Raw genomic sequence first — 20,595 nt, forward strand, 5'->3', positions numbered from 1 at the left:
GGCTTACTTCTTGCTTTTGTGGAATGCCATCATACGCTTACGTTTGCGCTGCTGCGCCAGCGTAAGCTGATTCTTCTTACCTTCAAACGGGTTCGCCCCTTCACGGAACTCTATTTTAATAGGCGTTCCCATCACTTTCAGTGACTTACGGTAATAGTTCATCAGATAACGTTTATAAGACCCCGGCAGATCGTCGACCTGGTTGCCGTGGATCACGATAACCGGCGGGTTATAACCACCGGCGTGGGCGTATTTCATTTTCACACGGCGACCACGAACCATTGGAGGCTGGTGCTCTGCCTGAGCCATTTCCATGATTTGGGTAAGCATAGCCGTGCCCACGCGCTGGGTAGCACTGTCATAAGCCTCAATCACTGACTCAAACAAATTACCCACACCGGAGCCGTGCAGAGCCGATATAAAATGCAAACGGGCAAAGTCAATGAACCCGAGACGACGGTCAAGCTCCCGCTTGATATCATCTTTAATGTCTGTGCTCAGACCGTCCCATTTATTCACTGCGACCACCAGAGAACGGCCGGAATTCAGAATGTAACCCAATAAGCTGAGATCCTGATCCGCAATCCCTTCACGGGCATCAATCACCATTAACACAACGTTGGCTTCTTCTATAGCCTGTAATGTTTTAACAATAGAGAATTTTTCAACTGCATCAGCAACGCGCTTACGGCGGCGCACACCGGCTGTATCAATAAGGATATACTCCCGCCCGTCGCGCTCAAGAGGAATGTAGACACTGTCACGGGTAGTACCCGGCATATCGAACACAACCACTCGGTCTTCACCCAGAATACGGTTGGTCAGCGTGGATTTACCCACATTGGGTTTGCCTACAATAGCCAGTTTAATCGGGAGGTTCTTCAGCCTTTCTAACTGCTGCTCAGCGTCCAGTTCTTCATGAACCTCTTTTGGCTGCACCTGCATGTCCGGAAATTCTTCCGCCAGAGGTGTCAGCGCCTGTTCCAGTAACAGAGAAACGCCACGGCCGTGAGCGGCAGCAATCTGGTGGATGGTGCCAAGACCAAGAGTATAGAAATCAGCGCTTTCACTGTCGCCGTCGATGCCGTCGACTTTGTTGGCAACCACAAACAGCTTCTTGTTCACTTTACGTAAGTGTTCTGCAATGCCGATATCCGCAGGTAACAAGCCTGCACGGGCATCAACGAGGAACAGAACCACATCTGCTTCATCAATAGCACGCAGCGACTGATGCGCCATTTCTGCATCAATCCCTTCTTCATCGCCGGTGATACCGCCGGTATCTACAACAATGAATTGCTTTTGCTCCCAGGTCGCCTGCCCGTATTTCCGGTCCCGGGTCAAACCGGGAAAGTCTGCAACCAGTGCATCACGGGTGTTGGTTAATCGGTTAAACAATGTAGATTTACCCACATTCGGGCGACCCACGAGGGCAACAACAGGCAACATGCTTGAAGTCCTAAAATAAACTGGTTTAAAAATGCAGTAGCCGCGGAACTCGCGGCTACTGAATGAATCGGGCGATTATACCCTATATTAGCAGGCGCCGTCAGCTAAACCGGAACGGCGCGAAAAAGAGATTGGATGGCGTAATACTTAAGGGACTGAAAACGAAGCAACATCACCTTCACGGGTAACGGCAATGACCGCGTTACCGGTATAAACAGGGGCTGCGAATACTGATTCATCTTCATCGTCGCCGCCCAGGTCGTACCGGGCGACAATTTTTCCGTCTTCTTTATTGATCCAGTGCAGCAAGCCCCACTTATCACCCACAACCAGATAGTCGCCGGCTGGCTCAGCTGCCGTCAGTACGCGCTTTTTCAAGCCGCTCTGCGACCACAGTTCAACACCGTTACGGCGGTCCAGTGCATACACGTGAGAGTTATTATCGACTACGTACAGTGTATTACCGTCCATCGTCACATTACGGTAGGAGGCATATTCACGCTTCCAGATAACCCGCCCTGATCGTAACTCAACCGCTGCCAGTGTACCGTTGTAAGAAATAGCGTAAATAGTGCCGCCATACATTAAAGGCGCAGAATCCACATCAACGATACGTTCAAGTTCAGTCGCACCGCTGGGCGCAGTGATCGGTGTTTCCCAGGCAATCAGTCCGGAATCCAGAATGTTCACCTGAATCTTACCCGTAGGCGTACCCAGAATCACACCACCGTTACTGACAGCAGGCGTAGAAATGCCGCGAAGGGTCAATGGCGGTACATCACCAACCTGTTCCCAGACCTGCTCACCGGTTTCAACGTCCAGCGCATAAAGAATACCTGAGCCAGTGTTAACGATAACCAGATTGTCGCCGGTAACCGGTGAAGCAAGAATTTCACCATTAACGGTTTGCGTCCAGTTTACCTCACCGGTTTCAGCATTCAGTGACATCAGTACGCCATCTTCAGTACCAACGAAAACACGGCTTCCGTCAACAGACAACCCGCCGATCTTGGCAGATGCACCGCTTTTCCAAAGATTGCTTACAGAGGAGAACATGCCCTCATCTTTGAAGATAGCAAAGTTCTGTTCCCACAGTGTTTCACCACTTTCAGGATCCAGTGCCGCTACCGTGCCATGACGGTCGGCAACATATAATTTCTCATTGGCATACACAGGGCGCAGGTGTGAGAAATAGCTGTCGATTCCCTCACCCACTTCTGCTTCCCAGTTCACTGTGGGTACAAACTGTGCGTCCAGTGGCGCGAGTCTGCGGATTTCTAACTCTTCGTCATCGACAAACCAGTCTGAAATAGTTGTACATCCTGACAGCGATACTGACAGCGCCAGCGCCAGTCCGGCAGCCCGTGTAATCCGGCCTGTACGGCCACACGTTTTCGTTAACAAATCCGATACCTCTATTATAGTTATTCGCTTGCCAGAACTGGCAGATTGTCCAGCTTCATTTCCAGCAGAACATTACCGCTGGCGGCTTCTAACGCTTCAGTGTAAGCCATGCGTGCCGCGTCATATTTTTCCTGCGCCACATAGACATCGCCTTCGATTTCTTTCACGTTGCCATCAAACGCACTGTCATTAACCGCTTTAAGCGTAGACAGCGCGGCATCGTCATTACCCTGTTCCAGTTGAATACGGGCAAGACGCAGTGAAGCAATGGTTGCCAGGTGCGCATCTGCTGCCTGGTCTTTTACTGCTGTGAGTGCTTTCACAGCCGCATCATAATCGTTGTTGCTTACGGCTTGTTGCGCAGCAACCAGACCACCGATAGTGGCATAACCACTACTTTCTGTTTTACCCAGAAAACTGTCCAGCTTCCCGGCGTTGCCATCAGCTTCAATAGATTCGACTGCCACCTGATAGTCCGCAGAGGCCTGTTCTTTTGCTGTGCGCTGGGCATCAGAATAATAACGCCAGCCCCACAGGCCTCCCAGACCTAATACAGCACCAATCAAAATGGCCGCGCCATTGTCTTTCCAAAACTTTTTAATCGCTTCGACTTGTTGTTCTTCTGTGGCGAAATGTTCCATGTACTTAACCTCTAAATCGACTTCTTTCTGCCGGCTGCCCGCCGGCAGCACTTAATCCACTAACTCTGACAACATACCGGCCAGTTCAGCCAGTGCTACCGTCTTTTGTTCACCGTCAGAACGCAGCGGTTTCACTGTCGCTACTTTATTCTCAGCTTCTTCGCTGCCAAGTAACACAGCATAACCTGCACCGGTCTTATCAGCACGCTTCAACTGTTTCTTAAAGTTGCCGCCGCCGCAATGCATCATAACCCGCATGGAAGGACAACTGTCCCGCAGCAGCTCCGCCACTTCAAGGGCATAGGCATCAGCGCCCATTGAGGTAACGTACACATCAGCAGCAATATTATCCTGTTCAGTGGCCTGCAAGGTAGTTAACAGCAATACCAGCCGCTCCATACCCATAGCAAAGCCCACTGCCGGCGTGGCTTTGCCACCCAACTGCTCAACCAGACCGTCGTAACGGCCACCGGCACACACTGTGCCCTGAGCGCCCAGACTGTCTGTTACCCACTCAAAAACAGTGCGGTTGTAGTAGTCGAGCCCGCGTACCAGTCGTGGATTAACCTCGTATTGGATGCCCGCCTGCGATAATCGTTCACATAAATTTGAAAAATGTGTTTTGGATTCTTCGTCCAGGTGATCAAGCAGTGATGGCGCATCCTGAATCGCCGCCTGCACATCGGGATTTTTACTGTCCAGTACACGCAGAGGATTGGTTTCAATACGGCGGAGAGAGTCTTCATCGAGCTGGTCAGCACGTGCCCGCAGATATTCAGTCAACGCTTCACGGTACAAGCGACGGGCCTCATTAGAGCCCAGAGAGTTAATTTGCAGGGTCACCTGATCACTGATGCCAAATGCTTTCCAGATGCGGGCACTCAGCAGGATCACTTCAACATCGATATCCGGTCCGTCGAGACCATAGGTCTCTACACCAAACTGGTGAAACTGACGGTAACGGCCCTTTTGCGGACGCTCGTGACGGAACATGGGTCCCATGTACCACAGTCGTTGCTGCTGGTTATATAACAAACCATGTTCATTACCAGCGCGAACTGTGCTCGCCGTGCCTTCGGGACGCAGTGTCAGGCTGTCGCCGTTTCTGTCTTCGAAGGTATACATTTCTTTTTCAACGATATCAGTCACTTCACCGATAGAGCGTTTAAATAAATCGGTACTCTCTACAATAGGAGTACGGATTTCCTGATAACCGTAACTGGCTACCACCTGACGCAGGGTGGACTCCACTCGCTGCCACGTACCGGACACTTCCGGCAGGCAGTCGTTCATTCCACGGATTGCCTGAATTGTCTTAGCCACCTGAAATTCTCATTTACCTGAAACTTAAAAGCCCCGCATTATAGGGGCTTTAGTATTAAACAACAATGTTACTTCCCTGACGGCGGAGCGGCGCATTTGTTATCTCATTGTGCCGCATTTCGCCCCACAGGTTTTACGATTCTTTTACCGAGACCGGAATCTTGTTTGCTTCATCCAGACGGGACGCTTTTGCACGGATACGACGCTCGAGCTGATCCACCAGGTCATCGTTAGCCAGGCGCTCACGCTGACGTTTACCGTCTTCGTAGAAACCGCTCATATTGCGCGCGCCGGTCAGACCTAAATCAGACACCTCAGCCTCACCGGGTCCGTTAACAACGCAACCGATTATGGACACATCCATGGGCGTTAAAATATCTTCCACACGCTGTTCCAGTGCGTTCACCGTACCGATGACATCAAACTCCTGACGGGAGCAACTCGGACAGGCAATAAAATTGATGCCTCTTGAGCGTATACGCAGCGACTTAAGGATATCAAAACCTACTTTGATTTCTTCAACCGGGTCAGCGGCCAGAGAAACACGCAGGGTATCTCCGATCCCTTCAGCTAGTAACATACCCAGACCTACCGCACTTTTCACGGCACCGGCACGTTGTCCGCCGGCTTCTGTAATACCCAGATGCAGCGGCTGATCAATTTGCTGAGCCAGCAAGCGGTATGCACCGACTGCCAGGAATACATCGGAGGCTTTCACACTGACCTTAAACTGGTCGAAGTTAAGCTTGTCCAGAATATCAACGTGGCGCATGGCTGACTCAACCAGCGCTTCAGGAGTAGGCTCGCCGTACTTTTCCTGCAGGTCCCGCTCCAGTGAACCACCGTTCACACCGATACGGATAGGAATATTTTTGTCTCTGGCGCAGTCCACCACAGATTTAACCCGTTCCATGTTGCCAATGTTGCCGGGGTTAATACGCAGGCAATCTACACCATATTCCGCCACTTTCAGGGCAATGCGGTAATCAAAATGGATATCTGCCACCAAAGGCACTGAGACTTGTGCACGGATAGCTTTAAATGCTTCTGCCGCTTCCATCGTAGGTACAGAGACCCGCACGATTTCACCGCCCACCGCGACGATACGTTTGATTTGAGCCACAGTAGCATCGACATCCGTTGTCGGCGTATTTGTCATAGACTGTACAGCAATGGGTGCGCCATCACCGACAGGTACGCTTCCCACATTAATGCGCGTAGATTTACGACGTTTGACGGGGCTTTCAGTAAACATGATTAGTCCTGCATTGGTAACGTGAAGCGGGCGATTCTGCCAACCTGAAACGCGGAAATATCAACGGCTTCATCGTCATAGGTAATACTCACACCATCAGGTGCACCTAAAGTTACTTTAAACGGCGGCTGGCCACTCACAGGCATCACCCGTCCGGAGGCTTTCACACCATAAGCGATAGCTTCGCCAGTGGCATCTTCGATATTAATCCAGCAATCTTCGGCGAAGGTAAGTACCAGCTCCACAGTAGCCGCGCCGGTAATATCAGTTGTTTCTGCATTGTCACCGGCTGCGGAGGCATCATCAACGCCGGTCATGTCGGTGCTGCTTTCCTCCGGTGCGCTTTCTGCGACATCTGATACGTCAGCTTCAGGTTGGTCACCTTCAGGCTGAATGTCAGCCTGCAAAGGCGCTGTATCCTCAGGGTTCGTGTCCGCAGCAGCAGATTCAATTGCGGAGTCTGAAGCTTCCTCAGTGACTGAAAGTGACGGCTGTGCAGATTCACTCACAGCAGGGTCTGCTGCTTGCGGGGATTCTGAGCGGGTTGTTGCAGCTTCTTTTTCAGCGGAGGGTTCAGAGAACGTCAAACCGTCAGACTGCTGATACCACCAGGCCACCAGCGCCACCACCAGTAACAGCAACATGATCCAGGTGACCATCATCCAGCGATCGTCATGGGCCTGCTTTGCTACGCGCTTTGAGAAACTCTGTAAACGTGCCGGCGGTCTGGTGACAGTATGCAGCCGGTTAAAACTGTCGATGACCGGCGCTTCCTGAATGCCCAGTTGTCTGGCATACATGCGGACATAGCCTTTCTGGAACGTTGCCGACATTGCTTCGTCCAGATGATCATTTTCGATATCCACGACATTTTTCAGTTTCAAAAACAGTTTATCAGCCATTTGTTGCTGACTTAATCCGGCTTTCTCCCGCGCATCCCGCAACATTTCGCCGGGAGTGGGAGCCGTGTTCTGTTCATCAACCGGGTTTTCGTTTGTGCTCATTGAATACCTTGTGGGTGTTATTTTTCGGGCGAAAGACGTAAACGCATACCTACCTCGATATCACCGGGATCGGCGAGTTTATTCCAGGCCTGTAAGCGCGACATTTTAATGTTGTATTTCAGTGAAATGCGATACAAATTTTCGCCCGGTTTCACTTCATGATAGCGGGTTTGCGGGTCTTCCAGTACCGGTAAATCAGGTTGCGGTTCATTCTGACCAGCAGCAGCTGCATTTTGTACCGGAGCAGGCTCTTTGCTGACCGGAGCGCTTTCAGGGCTGACCACCTTTTGTGCTTTAGCCTGAGCTTCTGCCTTCGGTTTTACCCGGCGCACTATTTGCGCAGAGGCATTGGCTTTGCGGATAATACTTTCCCGGTAGGCCTTTGCTTCCTCACTCTGAGGATACATAGTGACCAGCATTTCGCCGTATCCCTGCGCGGTCTCAGCATCGCCTTTCCCTTCAGCAATAGCGATAGCCAGCGTCACAGATTCGGGGCTCACACGGGAAACACGCTCATAACGACGCATAACAGATTCAGCCTCGTCCCATTGTCCGGTTTCAACGTAAAGCTGAGTCAGCATGAAGAGGCTTTTGGAACGGCCGGGCTGATGGTTCAGCGCATTTGTAAGATAGCCGATGGCTTCTTCACGCTTGCCCTGGTCAGCGGCACAGATAGCCATATTTTCGTAAGTTTGCGCTGAATTTGCGTATTGCAGGTTATTCAGTGCTTTGCTGTAAAAGTCATTAGCTTTGTCATATTTTTTCTGCTGACAAAGAAAAGCACCGTAGCTGTTGGCAATTTCGGCATTGCGGGGCGCCAGATCCAGAGCATTCTCGTAAGACTGTTCAGCTCTGCCCCACTCTTCCACGGTCTGGTAATAGTATGCCAGCGAATAATGCGCGTCAGCATACCTGGGAGCGAATTCCAGCGCTTTGTCCAGATTCACTTTGGCTTGCTGGTAATTGCCGTTTTTAAGGTAAGTCAGGCCCAGAGAAATTCGGGTCTTTGCGGCCTGTTCCATATCAAAATCATCGCCAGAATACCCGTTTTGCTGGCTCTGGCTTACACATCCTGTCAGTGCAATAACGAGAGCAAGTACGCCTAATCGCATGAAGCTCCTACCTCTTAATTAATTCCTTACTGCGCCATTTTTACTGAAATTGCTTCACCTTTCATCTGTTTCTTTAACATTCGTTTCGTACGGTCGACCACATCGCCTACTAACTGACCACATGCAGCATCAATATCGTCGCCACGGGTTTTCCGCACAACCACTGTCAGGCCGTAGCCCATCAGCACTTTGGCAAAGCGGTCAATACGGGAATTGCTTGAGCACAGGTAAGGTGAACCCGGATACGGATTAAACGGGATAAGGTTAATTTTGCACGGTGTTTCTTTAAGCACTTTTGCCAATTGGTGTGCCTGGTCGGTACTGTCATTTATGTTCGAGAGCATAACGTATTCTACGGTTACCTTGCCCTGATTCGCGCGGGACTTACTGAGATAACGGCGTACACCGGCAAGAAACGTCTCAATATTGTATTTCTTATTAATAGGAACGATTTCATTGCGAAGTTCATCTGTCGGAGCGTGCAGAGAAATAGCCAGCGCTACGTCAATCTGATCGCCCAGCATATCCAGCGCAGGAACGACGCCTGATGTACTCAGCGTGACACGGCGTTTTGACAGACCAAAACCAAAGTCATCCAGCATTAAATCCATAGCAGGTACGACATTCTTAAGATTCAGCAATGGCTCACCCATGCCCATCATTACCACATTGGTAATGGGTCGCTTAGATGTATCTTTCGACAGGCCCAGGAAGGTTGCCACACGCCATACCTGACCGATAATTTCGCTGACAGACAGATTACGGTTGAAGCCTTGCTGCGCCGTGGAACAGAAAGTACATTCCAGCGCACAGCCAACTTGCGAAGAAACGCAAAGGGTGGCCCGTTCTGCTTCAGGGATCCACACTGACTCGACTTCCTGTCCGCCTTCCAGCGCCAGAGCAAACTTAATTGTGCCGTCGCTGGCTTCCTGGTAGTAAGCAATTTCAGGCGCAACAACTTCTGCATTTTCCAGCAATTTAGCCCGCAGGTTTTTATTAAGATTACTCATCTCATTAAAATCGCTGACACCTTGCTGATAAATCCATTTCATCACCTGGTCAGCACGGAAAGGCTTCTCGCCAATGTCAGCGAAAAATTCCCGCAAAGCTGCGCGGTTCAGATTTAAAAGGTTTGTCTTTGCCATAAGTCGTCGATGACCCCGAATTCTGTCTTAATCATATTCATAACGTGCAGCGGTCCGGCCCCGTAAAATGCAAAGATACATGCCGTGCGGGGTGCGAATAAAATGTCTTCCGTGAGAGCTTGCCGGTGACGGCGGAAGAAACCGCCTGAAAGGGCCCGCAGGAACGGGCGGTAACAGCGAAAATTCGCTTTACCGGCACTGCATTGACTGCACAAATTTTAGCCGCGCATTCTATCATAGGGAAACCGGCTTAGAAAGCGGTGAAATCTGAGTTTTCACGATAAACATGCGGTTCAGCGGGACTGCTAATATTGTCCGCTCACGCCGGTGTTGCTAGAGTAGGAATGAAGCCGGTTTTCAAAGGAACCTGTGTTCCTCAATGAAGCCTCTCACCGGTTACAACAATAACCCGGAAAACAAACCGGGACATCAATGGAGAACCTAATGCGAAAGTCACTAATGGCAACAGCGATAGCTGCCGCACTGGCACTGACCGCCTGCAGCCCTGCCAAAGAAGAATCCCACTCTGCCACAGCATCTGCTGAGGAGAAAACTGTGCAAGCTGAAAACGTGCTGTTAAAGCCCAGTACGCTGGACTATCAGGCGCCGGATTTCGATAAAATCGAGACTGCTAATTATGAACCCGCTTTTGAACTTGGCATGGAAGAGCATACTGCTGAGATAGATGCCATTGCAGGTAATGAAGCTCCGGCCACGTTTGAAAATACCATTCTGGCAATGGAAAAAAGCGGTGAGTTGCTGACCCGCGTTGCTACCATTTTCTTTAACTTATCCAGTATCATTTCTGATAAAGAAATTCAGCGTATTGAAGCTGAAATGTCTCCGCGCCTCACTGCGCACAGTGACAGCATTCATCTGAACAGCAAGCTGTTTGAACGGGTAAAAACCGTTTATGAGAATAAAGACAGCCTGAACAAAGAAGATAAGCGTCTGACGGAAAAAACCTACGAGCAGTTTGTCCGCGCCGGTGCCAACCTGACTGAAGAGCAGAAAGCGAAGGTACGTGGCATTAATGAGCAGATCACAAAGCTGCAAACTCAGTTCTCGCAGAATATTCTGGCCTCTTTTAAAAACGACACCATCATCGTTACTGATGAATCTGAACTGGCCGGTCTTTCTGACAGCGACAAAGCGAGCCTGAAGTCAGCGGCAGAAGGTGCGGATAAAGACGGCTATATGATCAGCCTGGTTAACACCACCCGCCAACCCATTCTGACCAGCCTGGAAAACCGTGAGCTGCGTAAGAAAATCTGGGAAAAATCAGCGAACCGTGCGATGGATGTCAACGGCCCGATTATTCTGGAACTGACACACCTGCGTGCTGAGAAAGCAGCATTACTTGGTTACCCTAACTGGGCCTCCTATGCCATTGAAAACCAGATGGCGAAGAAACCTGAAAATGTCTTTAAAATCCTGGACGACCTGGCACCGCAGGCAGTGGAAAAAGCCAAAGAAGAAGCGGCTGCCATTGAAGAAGTCATGCACGCTGATGGCGTAACAGGTGATGTACAGCCGTGGGACTGGGCGTATTATGCTGAGAAAGTCCGTAAAGCAAAATACGATCTGGACGACAGTGAAGTTAAACCTTACTTCGAACTGAACTCCGTGCTGGAAAACGGCCTGTTCTTTGCGATGGAAAAGCTGTACGGCATTACCTTTAAAGAGCGTACTGATTTACCTGTGTATGTCGATGATGCCCGTCTGTTTGAAGTCTTCAATGAAGATGGTTCTAACATTGGTTTATTCTATTTCGACCCTTACGCCCGTGAAGGCAAGAGCGGTGGTGCGTGGATGAGTGAATTCGTTACCCAGTCGTTCATGAATGGTACTAAGCCTGTTGTCTACAACGAGCTTAATATTGTTAAGCCGGCGCCGGGTGAACCCACTTTACTGTCATTCGACGAGACCACTACCCTGTTCCATGAATTCGGTCACGCAGATCACGGTCTGTTCTCGCTGGTAAAATATCCAAGCCTGGCCGGCACGAACACGGCCCGCGACTTCGTTGAATTCCCGTCTCAGTTTAATGAAGACTGGGCTATCGATCCTGCAGTACTGGCAAACTACGCCAAACATTACAAAACCGGAGAACCCATTCCTCAGGCTCTGCTGGATAAAGTAATGAAAGCTGTCAGCTTCAACCAGGGCTTCAACACAGTGGAATATCTGGCTGCCGCTCTGCTGGATATGGAATGGCACATGATTGGCGCGGATGAGGAAGTCAAAGATGTGGCTGCTTTTGAAAAAGCAGCTCTGGAGAAGCACGGCATTGATTATGCGCCGGTACCTCCCCGCTACAAATCCGCCTATTTCAGTCACACCTTCGCCGGTGGTTATTCAGCCGGTTATTATGCTTACCTGTGGACAGAAGTGCTTGCAGCAGATGCCTTTGCCCATATGGCAGAAAATGGTGGCCTGACCCGTGAAAACGGCGATCTGTTCCGCAAAGAAATTCTGTCTAAAGGCAACAGTGAAGATTTGATGGAGAACTACGTTGAGTTCCGTGGTCAGGAACCTACAGTAGATGCGCTGATGAAACGTCGCGGCTTAACCGACTAAGCAACGGCATGAAACAGACACAGCGATAACTTTGTTGTGTCTGCTTTTCAGACACTGCGTTGCAGACACAAAAAAGGAGAGCCGGGGGCTCTCCTTTTTTTACGCAATCGTTAAAAATTAACGGGTGCGCGGGCAGATTTCTTCGTCAGAGAAGAAGTATGCAATTTCACGAGCAGCAGATTCCGGTGCATCAGAACCGTGTACCGCGTTTTCGTCGATAGACGCAGCGTAATCAGAACGCAGAGTACCCGCAGCAGCATCAGCCGGGTTAGTCGCGCCCATGATTTCACGGTTTTTAACAACCGCATTTTCGCCTTCAAGTACCTGAACCATTACCGGACCAGAAGTCATGAAGTCTACCAGCGCGCCGAAGAAAGGACGCTCTTTGTGTTCTGCGTAGAAACCTTCAGCCTGTTCTTTGCTCAGGTGCAGCATTTTAGATGCTACGATGCGCAGACCAGCAGTTTCAAAACGGTTGTAAATTGCACCGATTACGTTTTTAGCTACCGCATCAGGCTTGATAATAGAAAATGTACGCTCAAGAGCCATTCTTCTGTCTCCAATGAATCATTAAAATTTTGGCCGCGAATTATAGGCAATTCCAGACCAGTTGACCAGAGGGAATCGTCAATCACTTCCCTGCCATTTGACGCAGCCGGAAAGTGTAGTCATACAGTGATGACGATTTTATGACAATACGCTCAGAAAATCAGTTAACTGAACGTTTGGCCAGTGCCTGAATTTTCGCAACAATAGCTCTTAAGCCGTTACCCCGTGTGGGGGTAATATGACGCTCAAGATCGAGTTCTGCAAAGTACGCATCAACATCAAAATCCAGGATCTGACGGGGCGTTTTGTTATTATACGCCGCCATGACCAGGGCCAGTAATCCCTGAACAATCACTGCATCACTGTCTACAGAAAATTTAACCAGACCATTTTCAACCCGTGACTCAAGCCACACGCTGCTCTGGCAGCCTTTAACCAGTTTATCCGGCGTTTTCTCATCGTCCGGCAACCCGGGGATAGACTTTCCCAGATCGATAATGTACTGATAACGTTGTTCCCAGTCATCAAAAAAGGCCAGATCATCAATAATTTCCTGGCTACCGGGGAGTGACATTGTCATGTTGAAAACCTTTTCTTAGAAAAACAAACCGGCTTCGAGCTGTGCTTCTTCGCTCATTTTATCGCGGGACCAGGGAGGATCAAACACCAGTTCAACGTGCACTGAGTCAACGTGGGGCACCATACCGATGCGATATTCCACGTCGCCTACCAGTACCGGTCCCATGCCGCAGCCGGGCGCAGTCAGGGTCATGTCTACAGCAACAGATTTTTTATCCTGGTCCACAGACACTTTATATATCAGCCCCAGAGACACCAGATTAATCGGGATTTCCGGATCATAAATCGTTTCCAGCGCGTCCCACACCTGTTGCTCATCGATATTGCCGTCTGCCGGTGCATCAAAATTCAGTACCATCGGTTTACGGCCAATGGCATCAGCATCAGTCCCGTCGATACGATACATATTACCACGCCAGGTGATGGTGTAATTGCCACCCAGTTCCTGAGTGATAGAGACGAACTCCCCGCCGGGAATGGTAGAAATTTGCCCGGCCGGAACAAGGCGTGCTTTGCAGTCACGTTCCGTGACTACCATTTTTTGTGCTTTAGCCAAAACGTATTAACCGATATTGAAGCTTTCGCCGCAGCCACATTCGTCCACGACATTAGGATTGTTGTACTTGATTACGCCATTGATCCCTTCCTGAACGTAATCAATTTCGGTATTTCTGACAAACTTCACCGCATCTTTCGCTACCGCCACCGTAAGGGCATCGCTGGCAGAAACCAGTTCGTCATCTGCTTCAGGCGCATCGGCCAGATCCAGCACATAAGCGTAACCGGTGCAGCCGCTGACCTTAGTAGACAGGCGGATAACGCTGCCTGGTCTGGATGCGACTTTTTTCTCAAAGTGCTTTACCGCACTGTCGGTCAGAGAAATAACGGTAGTAGAGGGTATAAACGTTTCTACGGACATGTTGCCTCCTTATCAAGCAAGCATCATATGAGCCTTGCGAAGCGCACTGAACAGAACGTCCACTTCATCAAGGGTGTTATAAATAGAAAATGATGCGCGGGCCGTGCCGGGAATATTAAACTTCTTCATCAGCGGCTGCGCACAGTTATCACCGGTACGGATAGCAACGCCCTGCTGATCAAGAATGTAACCCACATCAGCCGGGTGAATGCCGTCAAGAATAAAGCTCATTACACCCATTTTAGCCGGTGCAGTACCAACAATTCGCATGCCATCAAAGGCTTCAGCCTGTTCATGAGCACTGGCCAGCAATGCCTTTTCATGGGCCTGTACTGCATGGGTATCCAACGCTGAGAACCAGTTAACCGCAGCGGCAAGACCTACAGCACCGGCAATATTCGGCGTTCCGGCTTCAAGACGGTTAGGCAGTTCGCCCCAGGTCGCATCCTGATAGGTCACATCGGCAATCATTTCACCGCCGGTCAGCCATACCGGCCAGTCCTGCAATACGTTTGCCCGTCCCCACAGCACACCGGTGCCGGTAGGGCCAAATAGCTTGTGGCCGGAAAACGCATAGAAGTCGCAGCCAATATCCTGCACATCAACACCGCCATGAGCAATGCCCTGAGCGCCGTCGACTAACACCAGCGCCCCGTGCTCTTTCGCTTTCGCCGTGAGCAGTTTCACCGGATTCAGCGTACCCAACGCATTGGATACATGGGGAAAAGCCACCAGGCGGGTATTGGTGTTCAGCAGCGCAGTAAAGGCGTCTGTATCCAGCTCACCGGAATCAAAGATGGGCGCAACTTTTAATGTGGCACCGGACACCTTACAGGCTTGCTGCCAGGTCACGAGGTTCGCGTGGTGTTCCATTTCAGTAACCACAACTTCATCACCGGCTTTCAGCAACTGACCCAGGCCTTTCGCAACCAGATTAATGGCTTCGGTAGTACCGGCTGTCCAGATCACTTCTTTACGGTCATTCGCGTTAATAAACGCGGCCACGTCGTCACGGGCTTTTTCAAAGCGTCGTGTGGCTTCATCGGATAGCGCATGAGCACCACGGTGCACGTTGGCATTCGTAGTGGTGTAGAAATCCATAATGGCATCCAGCACTGCCTGTGGCTTCTGTGTGGTTGCTGCATTATCCAGATAGACCAGCGGTTTGCCGTTCACCTTGCGGCTGAGGATCGGAAATTGCGCCCTCAGGGCCTGCACGTCCAGACTCATTTTACCTCCATAGAGGCAAAACGTTCGCTGAGTTTGGGCAGCAACCAGTCAGCAATGGCTTCTTTCGGAATTTGGGTGACCAGTTCCTGAATAAAGCCGAAATTCAGCATGACCAGCGCCTTACTGCGGGGAATACCGCGGCTCAGCATATAATACAGTGCCGTATCATCGATTTCTGCAACCGTAGCGCCGTGAGCACATTTCACGTCATCCGCATAAATTTCAAGCTCAGGCTTGGTATTAATCAGCGAGCGGCGTGATAGTAACAGGTTACGGTTATTCAGTTCTGCCAGGGTTTTCTGGGCATCGCGGTGTATATGGATACGACCGTTAAATACAGCGCGGGCACCGTCACCTACAATACCGCGGGCATTTTCTTCTGATGTACCGTTAGGAACGGCGTGCTCCAGAGTAGTATGCAGGTCGAACAGTTCACCTTCCGCCAGCAGATAAATGGCGTTCATTTTCGCATTAGCGTGCTCACCGGCATGCCAAACGTCGATATCAAGACGGCTTAATTCGCTGCCATAGCCAACCAGTGTGCTGTTCAGGCTGGCTTCTTCACCGAGCTTAAAGTGACTGCCACCGATTTGTTTCGCTTTACCGGTAAACAGGGCAAAACGATAATGTTCCAGCTGCGCATGATCTGCAATGCTGTATTCAGCAAATGCCGTCGTCAGGCTGTCAGCCGTGCCTTCACCGTGTTCAATAACAGTCAACCTGGCCGCTTCACCCAAACGCACCAGTACGCGGGTATGGGCATCGCCTGCCAGAGTGCTGAGGTTCAAAACCCGCACAACCGGTTTGATTTTTGCCCCTGCAGCGACATCGATGAACACGCCTTGTTTAGACACGGCGTCGTTTACCAGTCCGAAGGTGTGACGAGCAGGTTTAATCTTCGCAAAAATACTTTTGATAGCCGCCTGTTCGTCGTCACCGGCTTTTTTCAGTGACTTGATTTTCAGACCTTTAGGCAATGACAGTTCACTGATGTCAGTCACCAGCTTGCCGTCAGCGAATACCAGATCGATAGTATCCAGCTTATCAATCTGCGGCACAGCAGGTTCTTCTGTCACCTTCGCTTTGATTGCTTTACGTTTCTCAACGCTGGTCAGCGGGGTAAAACGCCATTGCTCGGCACGCTTACCCGGCCAGCCCTGCTCCTGCAGCGCTGCCAGTGACTTTTTACGTTGTGAAGAAAGGAAGTCAGAAACATCCTGAGCGTTGTCAATGACTTGTTCCAGCCATTGGCTCATGCTTCACTCTCCTCGTATTTTTTACCTAAGAAAGCGTAACCGTTTTTCTCAACTTCCAGCGCCAGTGACGCATCGCCGCTCTTGACGATTTTGCCGTCGGCCAGAATGTGTACGAAGTCCGGTTTGATGTAGTCCAGCAGACGCTGATAGTGGGTTACCACGATGAAACTGCGCTTGTCGTCGCGCTGGCTGTTTACGCCGTCAGCGACAACCTGCAACGCGTCAACGTCCAGACCGGAGTCTGATTCGTCGAGAATACACAGCGACGGCTCAAGCAGAATCATTTGCATGATTTCGTTACGCTTTTTCTCACCACCGGAGAAGCCTTCGTTTACGCCGCGCTTAAGGAAATCCAGCGGCAGTTGAACCTGTTTGCAGGCTTCTTTCGCTTTTTTAAGGAATTCTGCGGCAGTCAGCGGCTCTTCACCACGTTGTTCGCGCATGGCATTCACCGATTCCTTCATGAATTCCATGTTGGAAACGCCCGGAATTTCTACCGGGTACTGAAATGCCAGGAACAGGCCTTCGCGGGCACGTTCTTCTACGTCTAAATCCAGTAAGTCTTTACCGTTCAGTTCTACCGTACCGTCAGACACTTCGTAGCCGTCACGGCCAGACAGTACATAGCCCAGCGTGGATTTACCCGCACCGTTAGGGCCCATGATAGCGTGTACTTCACCCGGACCAATCTCCAGATCCAGACCTTTAATGATGGTCTTTTCTTCGACGCTGGCATGTAGATTAGAAATTTTTAGCATTATTACCCCACTGAACCTTCAAGACTAATTTCGAGCAGCTTGCCAGCTTCAACGGCAAATTCCATTGGTAGCTCTTTGAATACTTCTTTACAGAAACCGTTTACGATCATCGACACGGCCTTTTCCGCGTCCAGACCACGTTGCTGGCATAAGAATAACTGCTCATCGCTCACTTTCGACGTTGTCGCTTCGTGCTCTACGATGGCGGTAGGGTTTCTGCTTTCAATATACGGGAATGTGTGTGCACCGCACTGATCGCCGATTAACAGCGAGTCACATTCGGTAAAGTTACGGGCACCGTCTGCACGGGGGCCCATCTGCACCAGACCACGGTACGCATTATTGCTCTTACCTGCGGAGATCCCTTTCGAGATAATGGTGGAGCGGGTATTTTTACCCAGGTGAATCATTTTCGTACCGGTATCAGCCTGCTGACGTCCACGGGTCAGCGCTACAGAGTAGAATTCCCCCACGCTGTTATCACCTTTAAGTACACAGGAAGGATACTTCCAGGTAACTGAAGAACCGGTCTCAACCTGAGTCCAGGAAATCTTGGCATTGGTGTGACAAATACCGCGTTTGGTTACGAAGTTATAAATACCGCCTTTACCGTCTTCGTCACCCGGATACCAGTTCTGCACCGTTGAGTACTTAATTTGTGCGTCATCCATGGCGACCAGTTCAACAACCGCTGCGTGCAGCTGGTTCTCGTCGCGCTGAGGTGCAGTACAGCCTTCAAGATACGATACGTAACTGCCTTCTTCGGCAACAATCAGTGTACGCTCAAACTGACCGGTATTTTGTTCATTAATACGGAAATAGGTCGACAGTTCCATCGGGCAACGAACGCCTTTTGGAATAAATACGAATGAACCATCGGTGAACACCGCACCATTCAGTGCAGCATAGAAGTTGTCTGTACGCGGTACCACGGAGCCAAGGTACTTCTTAATGAGCTCAGGATACTTGTGGACAGCTTCAGAAATCGGGCAAAAGATAACACCGGCCTCTTCCAGCTTTTCACGGAATGTGGTCACAACGGACACAGAATCGAATACCGCATCGACAGCAACACCCGCCAGCATTTCCTGCTCGTGCAGAGGAATACCCAGTTTCTCGTAGGTACGCAGCAGTTCAGGGTCAACCTCGTCAAGCGACTTAGGTTTGTCCTTCATACTCTTCGGTGCGGAATAGTAAGAAATAGCCTGGAAGTCCACTTTAGGATACTCCACATGGGCCCACTCCGGTTCTTCCATTTGCAGCCATGCGTTGTAGGCTTTTAAACGCCATTCAAGCATCCACTCCGGCTCACCTTTCATTTCTGAAATGCGTCGGATAACGGATTCGTCCAGTCCACTTTCGAAGGTTTCCGATTCGATTTCAGAATAGAAACCGGCATCGTACTTACGCGATAGTGCCTGATCGATCTGTTCACTCATTATTGGATCTCACCTGTTTGCCTGAAATTGCGGGTCCATTTCATTACAAAGCCATGTCGGTCTTGCTTTGCATCACTGAAAACAAAACATTGTTTGTCAGCCGGACCAGCGCGATAAATCGGTTAAATTGTATAATACCTGAGTAAACCACTCAAGAATTGCTCCGGGCGCTATACGCTGACAGACCGCTGATGCCGCGCCGGAAAAAGCGTGCGCATCATGCCCGAAACAGGCCGTCAGTTCAATGTTTACGCGGTTGTGATATGGCCAACCGCCCGGTCGTTTGTGCTTGCTACTGTGCGCTGCGAAGTGTGGTAACCACACTGCTTACCTTGCTGATCACGTATTCAATGTCAGCCTGTGTGGTATAACGTCCAACCGTAAAGCGGATCCCGCTGTGCGCCAGTTCCGCACTCATGCCCAGTGCAGCCAGTACATAAGACGGCTCAAGGCTGGCAGATGTACATGCAGAACCTGATGATACGGCAATATCATTCAGTGCCATCATTAAGCTTTCGCCATCTACGCCACCAAAGCTGACATTCAGATTTCCCGGCAAGCGCTGCTCTGCGTGACCATTAAGATATACGTTGTCTAACTGGCTGATGCCCTGCCACAGCTGGTCACGTAAACCACGTATCCGCTGACTTTCCTCAGCCATTCCGGCCTCAGCCAGAGCAAAGGCTTCACCCATTCCAACTATCTGGTGAACAGGCAGTGTGCCGGAACGCATGCCCCGCTCATGGCCTCCGCCATGAATTTGAGCGGAGATTTTCGCTTTAGGGCGACGACGCACATACAACGCGCCAATACCTTTCGGACCATATATTTTGTGTGCTGACACTGACAGCAAATCAATATCAAGTTCACTGAGATCCAGCGGCAGCTTTCCGGCAGATTGTGCAGCATCCACATGAAACAGTATGTCTCTTTCGCGACATAGCTTACCGATGGCTGCAATATCCTGAATCACACCGATTTCATTGTTCGCATGCATTACGCTCACCAGAATGGTATCGTCCCGCATAGCGCCGGCAATCTGTTCAGGGGTAATGAGACCATCGCTGTCCACAGCCAGTACCGTAACTTCAAAGCCTCTTTCAGCCAGTGCATCGCAGGTATCCAGCACGGCTTTATGTTCAGTGTTAACGGTAATGATATGCCTGCCCTTGCTCAGGTTAGCTTCAGCAGCACCTTTTATCGCCAGGTTGTTGGATTCAGTGGCTCCCGAGGTAAAAACAATTTCTCTGGGATCGCAATTGAATACATCAGCAATCTGATTACGGGCGATATCTACCGCCTCTTCAGCAACCCAGCCGTAGCGATACGTACGGGAGGCAGGATTTCCAAAGTTTCCGTCCATGGTTAAGCACGCCATCATTTTCTCTGCCACACGGGGATCAACCGGTGTGGTGGCGGCATAATCTAAATAAACGGGTTGTGTTCGGGCTTGAGTCATGACAACTGAATGCTAACCTTGATGTCGTCCAGAGGTTTAATGATGGATGTTTGCTTGTCCTGGCGGCCGGCCACTTCCTGCACTTCACGCTGAGACATCAGTTCACCCAACGTAATGGAATCCAGAAACACGCTGATACGGTCGCTCAGATCCTGCCAGAGGCTGTGAGTCAGGCAACGTTCACCGCCCTGACAATCAGCCTGTCCCTGGCAGCGGGTAGCATCAACGGATTCATCAACGGCGCGGATGACTTCACCCACAGCAATTCGCATGGCATCGCGGCCCAGCAAATAACCGCCGCCCGGACCACGTACACTGTCGACCAGCTTCTCTTTACGAAGTCTGGAGAACAGTTGCTCTAAATATGATAATGAAATTTCCTGACGCTCGGAAATGTCAGCCAGCGGCACGGGACCGCGGGTTGAATGCAACGCAACATCCAGCATAGCTGTAACGGCGTAGCGCCCTTTTGACGTTAATTTCATGACTTTCT

Annotated in this window: 19 protein-coding genes; 1 reads left to right on the forward strand and 18 read right to left on the reverse strand. The window is 50.4% G+C overall.

All coding sequences use genetic code 11. From position 1 onward, the window contains the following. Positions 1 to 3: 3 nt before the first annotated feature. The 8 genes from der to rlmN all read right to left on the reverse strand — a co-directional run bounded on the left by der (position 4) and on the right by rlmN (position 9,333). The gene (der, locus tag AC4PME_RS03225; RefSeq protein ID WP_119502006.1) at positions 4 to 1,449 is read right to left on the reverse strand and encodes a ribosome biogenesis GTPase Der; all 1,446 of its coding nucleotides are present in this window, start codon (positions 1,447 to 1,449) and stop codon (positions 4 to 6) included. A gap of 147 nt (positions 1,450 to 1,596) precedes the next feature. Continuing rightward, positions 1,597 to 2,853, reverse strand: a complete 1,257-nt coding sequence (gene bamB / locus AC4PME_RS03230) for an outer membrane protein assembly factor BamB (protein WP_119502007.1) — start codon at positions 2,851 to 2,853, stop codon at positions 1,597 to 1,599. Positions 2,854 to 2,873: 20 nt separating this feature from the next. Beyond that, entirely contained in the window at positions 2,874 to 3,494 is a 621-nt protein-coding gene (locus AC4PME_RS03235) for a YfgM family protein (RefSeq protein WP_491044919.1), read from the reverse strand. A gap of 51 nt (positions 3,495 to 3,545) precedes the next feature. After that, positions 3,546 to 4,817 (reverse strand): histidine--tRNA ligase, encoded by a 1,272-nt coding sequence (gene hisS, locus AC4PME_RS03240; RefSeq protein WP_491044920.1) that lies wholly within the window; start codon positions 4,815 to 4,817, stop codon positions 3,546 to 3,548. Between the two features lie 133 nt (positions 4,818 to 4,950). Continuing rightward, complete coding sequence (ispG, locus tag AC4PME_RS03245; protein ID WP_119502009.1) at positions 4,951 to 6,072, reverse strand: flavodoxin-dependent (E)-4-hydroxy-3-methylbut-2-enyl-diphosphate synthase; 1,122 nt, start codon at positions 6,070 to 6,072, stop codon at positions 4,951 to 4,953. A 2-nt stretch (positions 6,073 to 6,074) separates the two neighbouring features. After that, positions 6,075 to 7,076, reverse strand: a complete 1,002-nt coding sequence (locus tag AC4PME_RS03250) for a RodZ domain-containing protein (RefSeq protein ID WP_491044921.1) — start codon at positions 7,074 to 7,076, stop codon at positions 6,075 to 6,077. Between the two features lie 17 nt (positions 7,077 to 7,093). Next, complete coding sequence (gene pilW / locus AC4PME_RS03255; protein WP_491044922.1) at positions 7,094 to 8,188, reverse strand: type IV pilus biogenesis/stability protein PilW; 1,095 nt, start codon at positions 8,186 to 8,188, stop codon at positions 7,094 to 7,096. Between the two features lie 26 nt (positions 8,189 to 8,214). Continuing rightward, positions 8,215 to 9,333 (reverse strand): dual-specificity RNA methyltransferase RlmN, encoded by a 1,119-nt coding sequence (gene rlmN / locus AC4PME_RS03260; RefSeq protein WP_119502012.1) that lies wholly within the window; start codon positions 9,331 to 9,333, stop codon positions 8,215 to 8,217. 444 nt (positions 9,334 to 9,777) lie between these two features. Between rlmN and AC4PME_RS03265 the strand changes: the two genes are divergently transcribed. Next, a complete protein-coding gene (locus AC4PME_RS03265; RefSeq protein WP_491044923.1) occupies positions 9,778 to 11,913 on the forward strand; it encodes a M3 family metallopeptidase in 2,136 nt (711 codons plus the stop codon). 117 nt (positions 11,914 to 12,030) lie between these two features. On the opposite strand, the gene ndk is transcribed toward AC4PME_RS03265, so the two are convergent. The 10 genes from ndk to iscR form a co-directional block, all read right to left on the reverse strand. Next, positions 12,031 to 12,462 carry a nucleoside-diphosphate kinase gene (gene ndk / locus AC4PME_RS03270; protein ID WP_070125710.1) on the reverse strand — a complete coding sequence of 144 codons (432 nt, stop codon included), beginning with the start codon at positions 12,460 to 12,462 and terminating at the stop codon, positions 12,031 to 12,033. A 160-nt stretch (positions 12,463 to 12,622) separates the two neighbouring features. Continuing rightward, positions 12,623 to 13,036 (reverse strand): SufE family protein, encoded by a 414-nt coding sequence (locus AC4PME_RS03275; RefSeq protein ID WP_119503435.1) that lies wholly within the window; start codon positions 13,034 to 13,036, stop codon positions 12,623 to 12,625. A 21-nt stretch (positions 13,037 to 13,057) separates the two neighbouring features. Beyond that, the gene (gene sufT / locus AC4PME_RS03280) at positions 13,058 to 13,579 is read right to left on the reverse strand and encodes a putative Fe-S cluster assembly protein SufT (protein WP_303573035.1); all 522 of its coding nucleotides are present in this window, start codon (positions 13,577 to 13,579) and stop codon (positions 13,058 to 13,060) included. 24 nt (positions 13,580 to 13,603) lie between these two features. Then, positions 13,604 to 13,960 (reverse strand): HesB/IscA family protein, encoded by a 357-nt coding sequence (locus tag AC4PME_RS03285; RefSeq protein ID WP_474842616.1) that lies wholly within the window; start codon positions 13,958 to 13,960, stop codon positions 13,604 to 13,606. A 12-nt stretch (positions 13,961 to 13,972) separates the two neighbouring features. Next, the gene (locus AC4PME_RS03290; RefSeq protein WP_491044924.1) at positions 13,973 to 15,190 is read right to left on the reverse strand and encodes an aminotransferase class V-fold PLP-dependent enzyme; all 1,218 of its coding nucleotides are present in this window, start codon (positions 15,188 to 15,190) and stop codon (positions 13,973 to 13,975) included. Further along, positions 15,187 to 16,446 carry a Fe-S cluster assembly protein SufD gene (sufD, locus tag AC4PME_RS03295; RefSeq protein ID WP_491044925.1) on the reverse strand — a complete coding sequence of 420 codons (1,260 nt, stop codon included), beginning with the start codon at positions 16,444 to 16,446 and terminating at the stop codon, positions 15,187 to 15,189. The genes AC4PME_RS03290 and sufD overlap by 4 nt, the downstream gene beginning before the upstream one ends. Then, a complete protein-coding gene (gene sufC, locus AC4PME_RS03300; protein ID WP_119502019.1) occupies positions 16,443 to 17,204 on the reverse strand; it encodes a Fe-S cluster assembly ATPase SufC in 762 nt (253 codons plus the stop codon). Before sufC ends, sufD begins: the two co-directional genes overlap by 4 nt. 2 nt (positions 17,205 to 17,206) lie before the next feature. Further along, positions 17,207 to 18,643, reverse strand: a complete 1,437-nt coding sequence (sufB, locus tag AC4PME_RS03305) for a Fe-S cluster assembly protein SufB (RefSeq protein WP_303573030.1) — start codon at positions 18,641 to 18,643, stop codon at positions 17,207 to 17,209. Between the two features lie 292 nt (positions 18,644 to 18,935). Continuing rightward, positions 18,936 to 20,102 (reverse strand): IscS subfamily cysteine desulfurase, encoded by a 1,167-nt coding sequence (locus AC4PME_RS03310; RefSeq protein WP_491044926.1) that lies wholly within the window; start codon positions 20,100 to 20,102, stop codon positions 18,936 to 18,938. Beyond that, entirely contained in the window at positions 20,099 to 20,587 is a 489-nt protein-coding gene (iscR, locus tag AC4PME_RS03315; protein WP_490708682.1) for a Fe-S cluster assembly transcriptional regulator IscR, read from the reverse strand. Before iscR ends, AC4PME_RS03310 begins: the two co-directional genes overlap by 4 nt. Between the last annotated feature and the right edge of the window lie 8 nt (positions 20,588 to 20,595).

It is taken from the genome of Alteromonas sp. (assembly GCF_984505615.1).

Bases quoted from the DNA above. Each gene is read 5' to 3' on its own strand.
- AC4PME_RS03250 (WP_491044921.1), bottom strand. From the start codon at position 7,076: ATGAGCACAAACGAAAACCCGGTTGATGAACAGAACACGGCTCCCACT.
- pilW (WP_491044922.1), bottom strand. From the start codon at position 8,188: ATGCGATTAGGCGTACTTGCTCTCGTTATTGCACTGACAGGATGTGTA.
- iscR (WP_490708682.1), bottom strand. From the start codon at position 20,587: ATGAAATTAACGTCAAAAGGGCGCTACGCCGTTACAGCTATGCTGGAT.
- ispG (WP_119502009.1), bottom strand. From the start codon at position 6,072: ATGTTTACTGAAAGCCCCGTCAAACGTCGTAAATCTACGCGCATTAAT.
- AC4PME_RS03275 (WP_119503435.1), bottom strand. From the start codon at position 13,036: ATGTCACTCCCCGGTAGCCAGGAAATTATTGATGATCTGGCCTTTTTT.
- rlmN (WP_119502012.1), bottom strand. From the start codon at position 9,333: ATGGCAAAGACAAACCTTTTAAATCTGAACCGCGCAGCTTTGCGGGAA.
- AC4PME_RS03235 (WP_491044919.1), bottom strand. From the start codon at position 3,494: ATGGAACATTTCGCCACAGAAGAACAACAAGTCGAAGCGATTAAAAAG.
- AC4PME_RS03265 (WP_491044923.1), top strand. From the start codon at position 9,778: ATGCGAAAGTCACTAATGGCAACAGCGATAGCTGCCGCACTGGCACTG.
- ndk (WP_070125710.1), bottom strand. From the start codon at position 12,462: ATGGCTCTTGAGCGTACATTTTCTATTATCAAGCCTGATGCGGTAGCT.
- AC4PME_RS03290 (WP_491044924.1), bottom strand. From the start codon at position 15,190: ATGAGTCTGGACGTGCAGGCCCTGAGGGCGCAATTTCCGATCCTCAGC.
- AC4PME_RS03285 (WP_474842616.1), bottom strand. From the start codon at position 13,960: ATGTCCGTAGAAACGTTTATACCCTCTACTACCGTTATTTCTCTGACC.
- sufT (WP_303573035.1), bottom strand. From the start codon at position 13,579: ATGGTAGTCACGGAACGTGACTGCAAAGCACGCCTTGTTCCGGCCGGG.
- AC4PME_RS03310 (WP_491044926.1), bottom strand. From the start codon at position 20,102: ATGACTCAAGCCCGAACACAACCCGTTTATTTAGATTATGCCGCCACC.
- sufD (WP_491044925.1), bottom strand. From the start codon at position 16,446: ATGAGCCAATGGCTGGAACAAGTCATTGACAACGCTCAGGATGTTTCT.
- sufC (WP_119502019.1), bottom strand. From the start codon at position 17,204: ATGCTAAAAATTTCTAATCTACATGCCAGCGTCGAAGAAAAGACCATC.
- sufB (WP_303573030.1), bottom strand. From the start codon at position 18,643: ATGAGTGAACAGATCGATCAGGCACTATCGCGTAAGTACGATGCCGGT.
- der (WP_119502006.1), bottom strand. From the start codon at position 1,449: ATGTTGCCTGTTGTTGCCCTCGTGGGTCGCCCGAATGTGGGTAAATCT.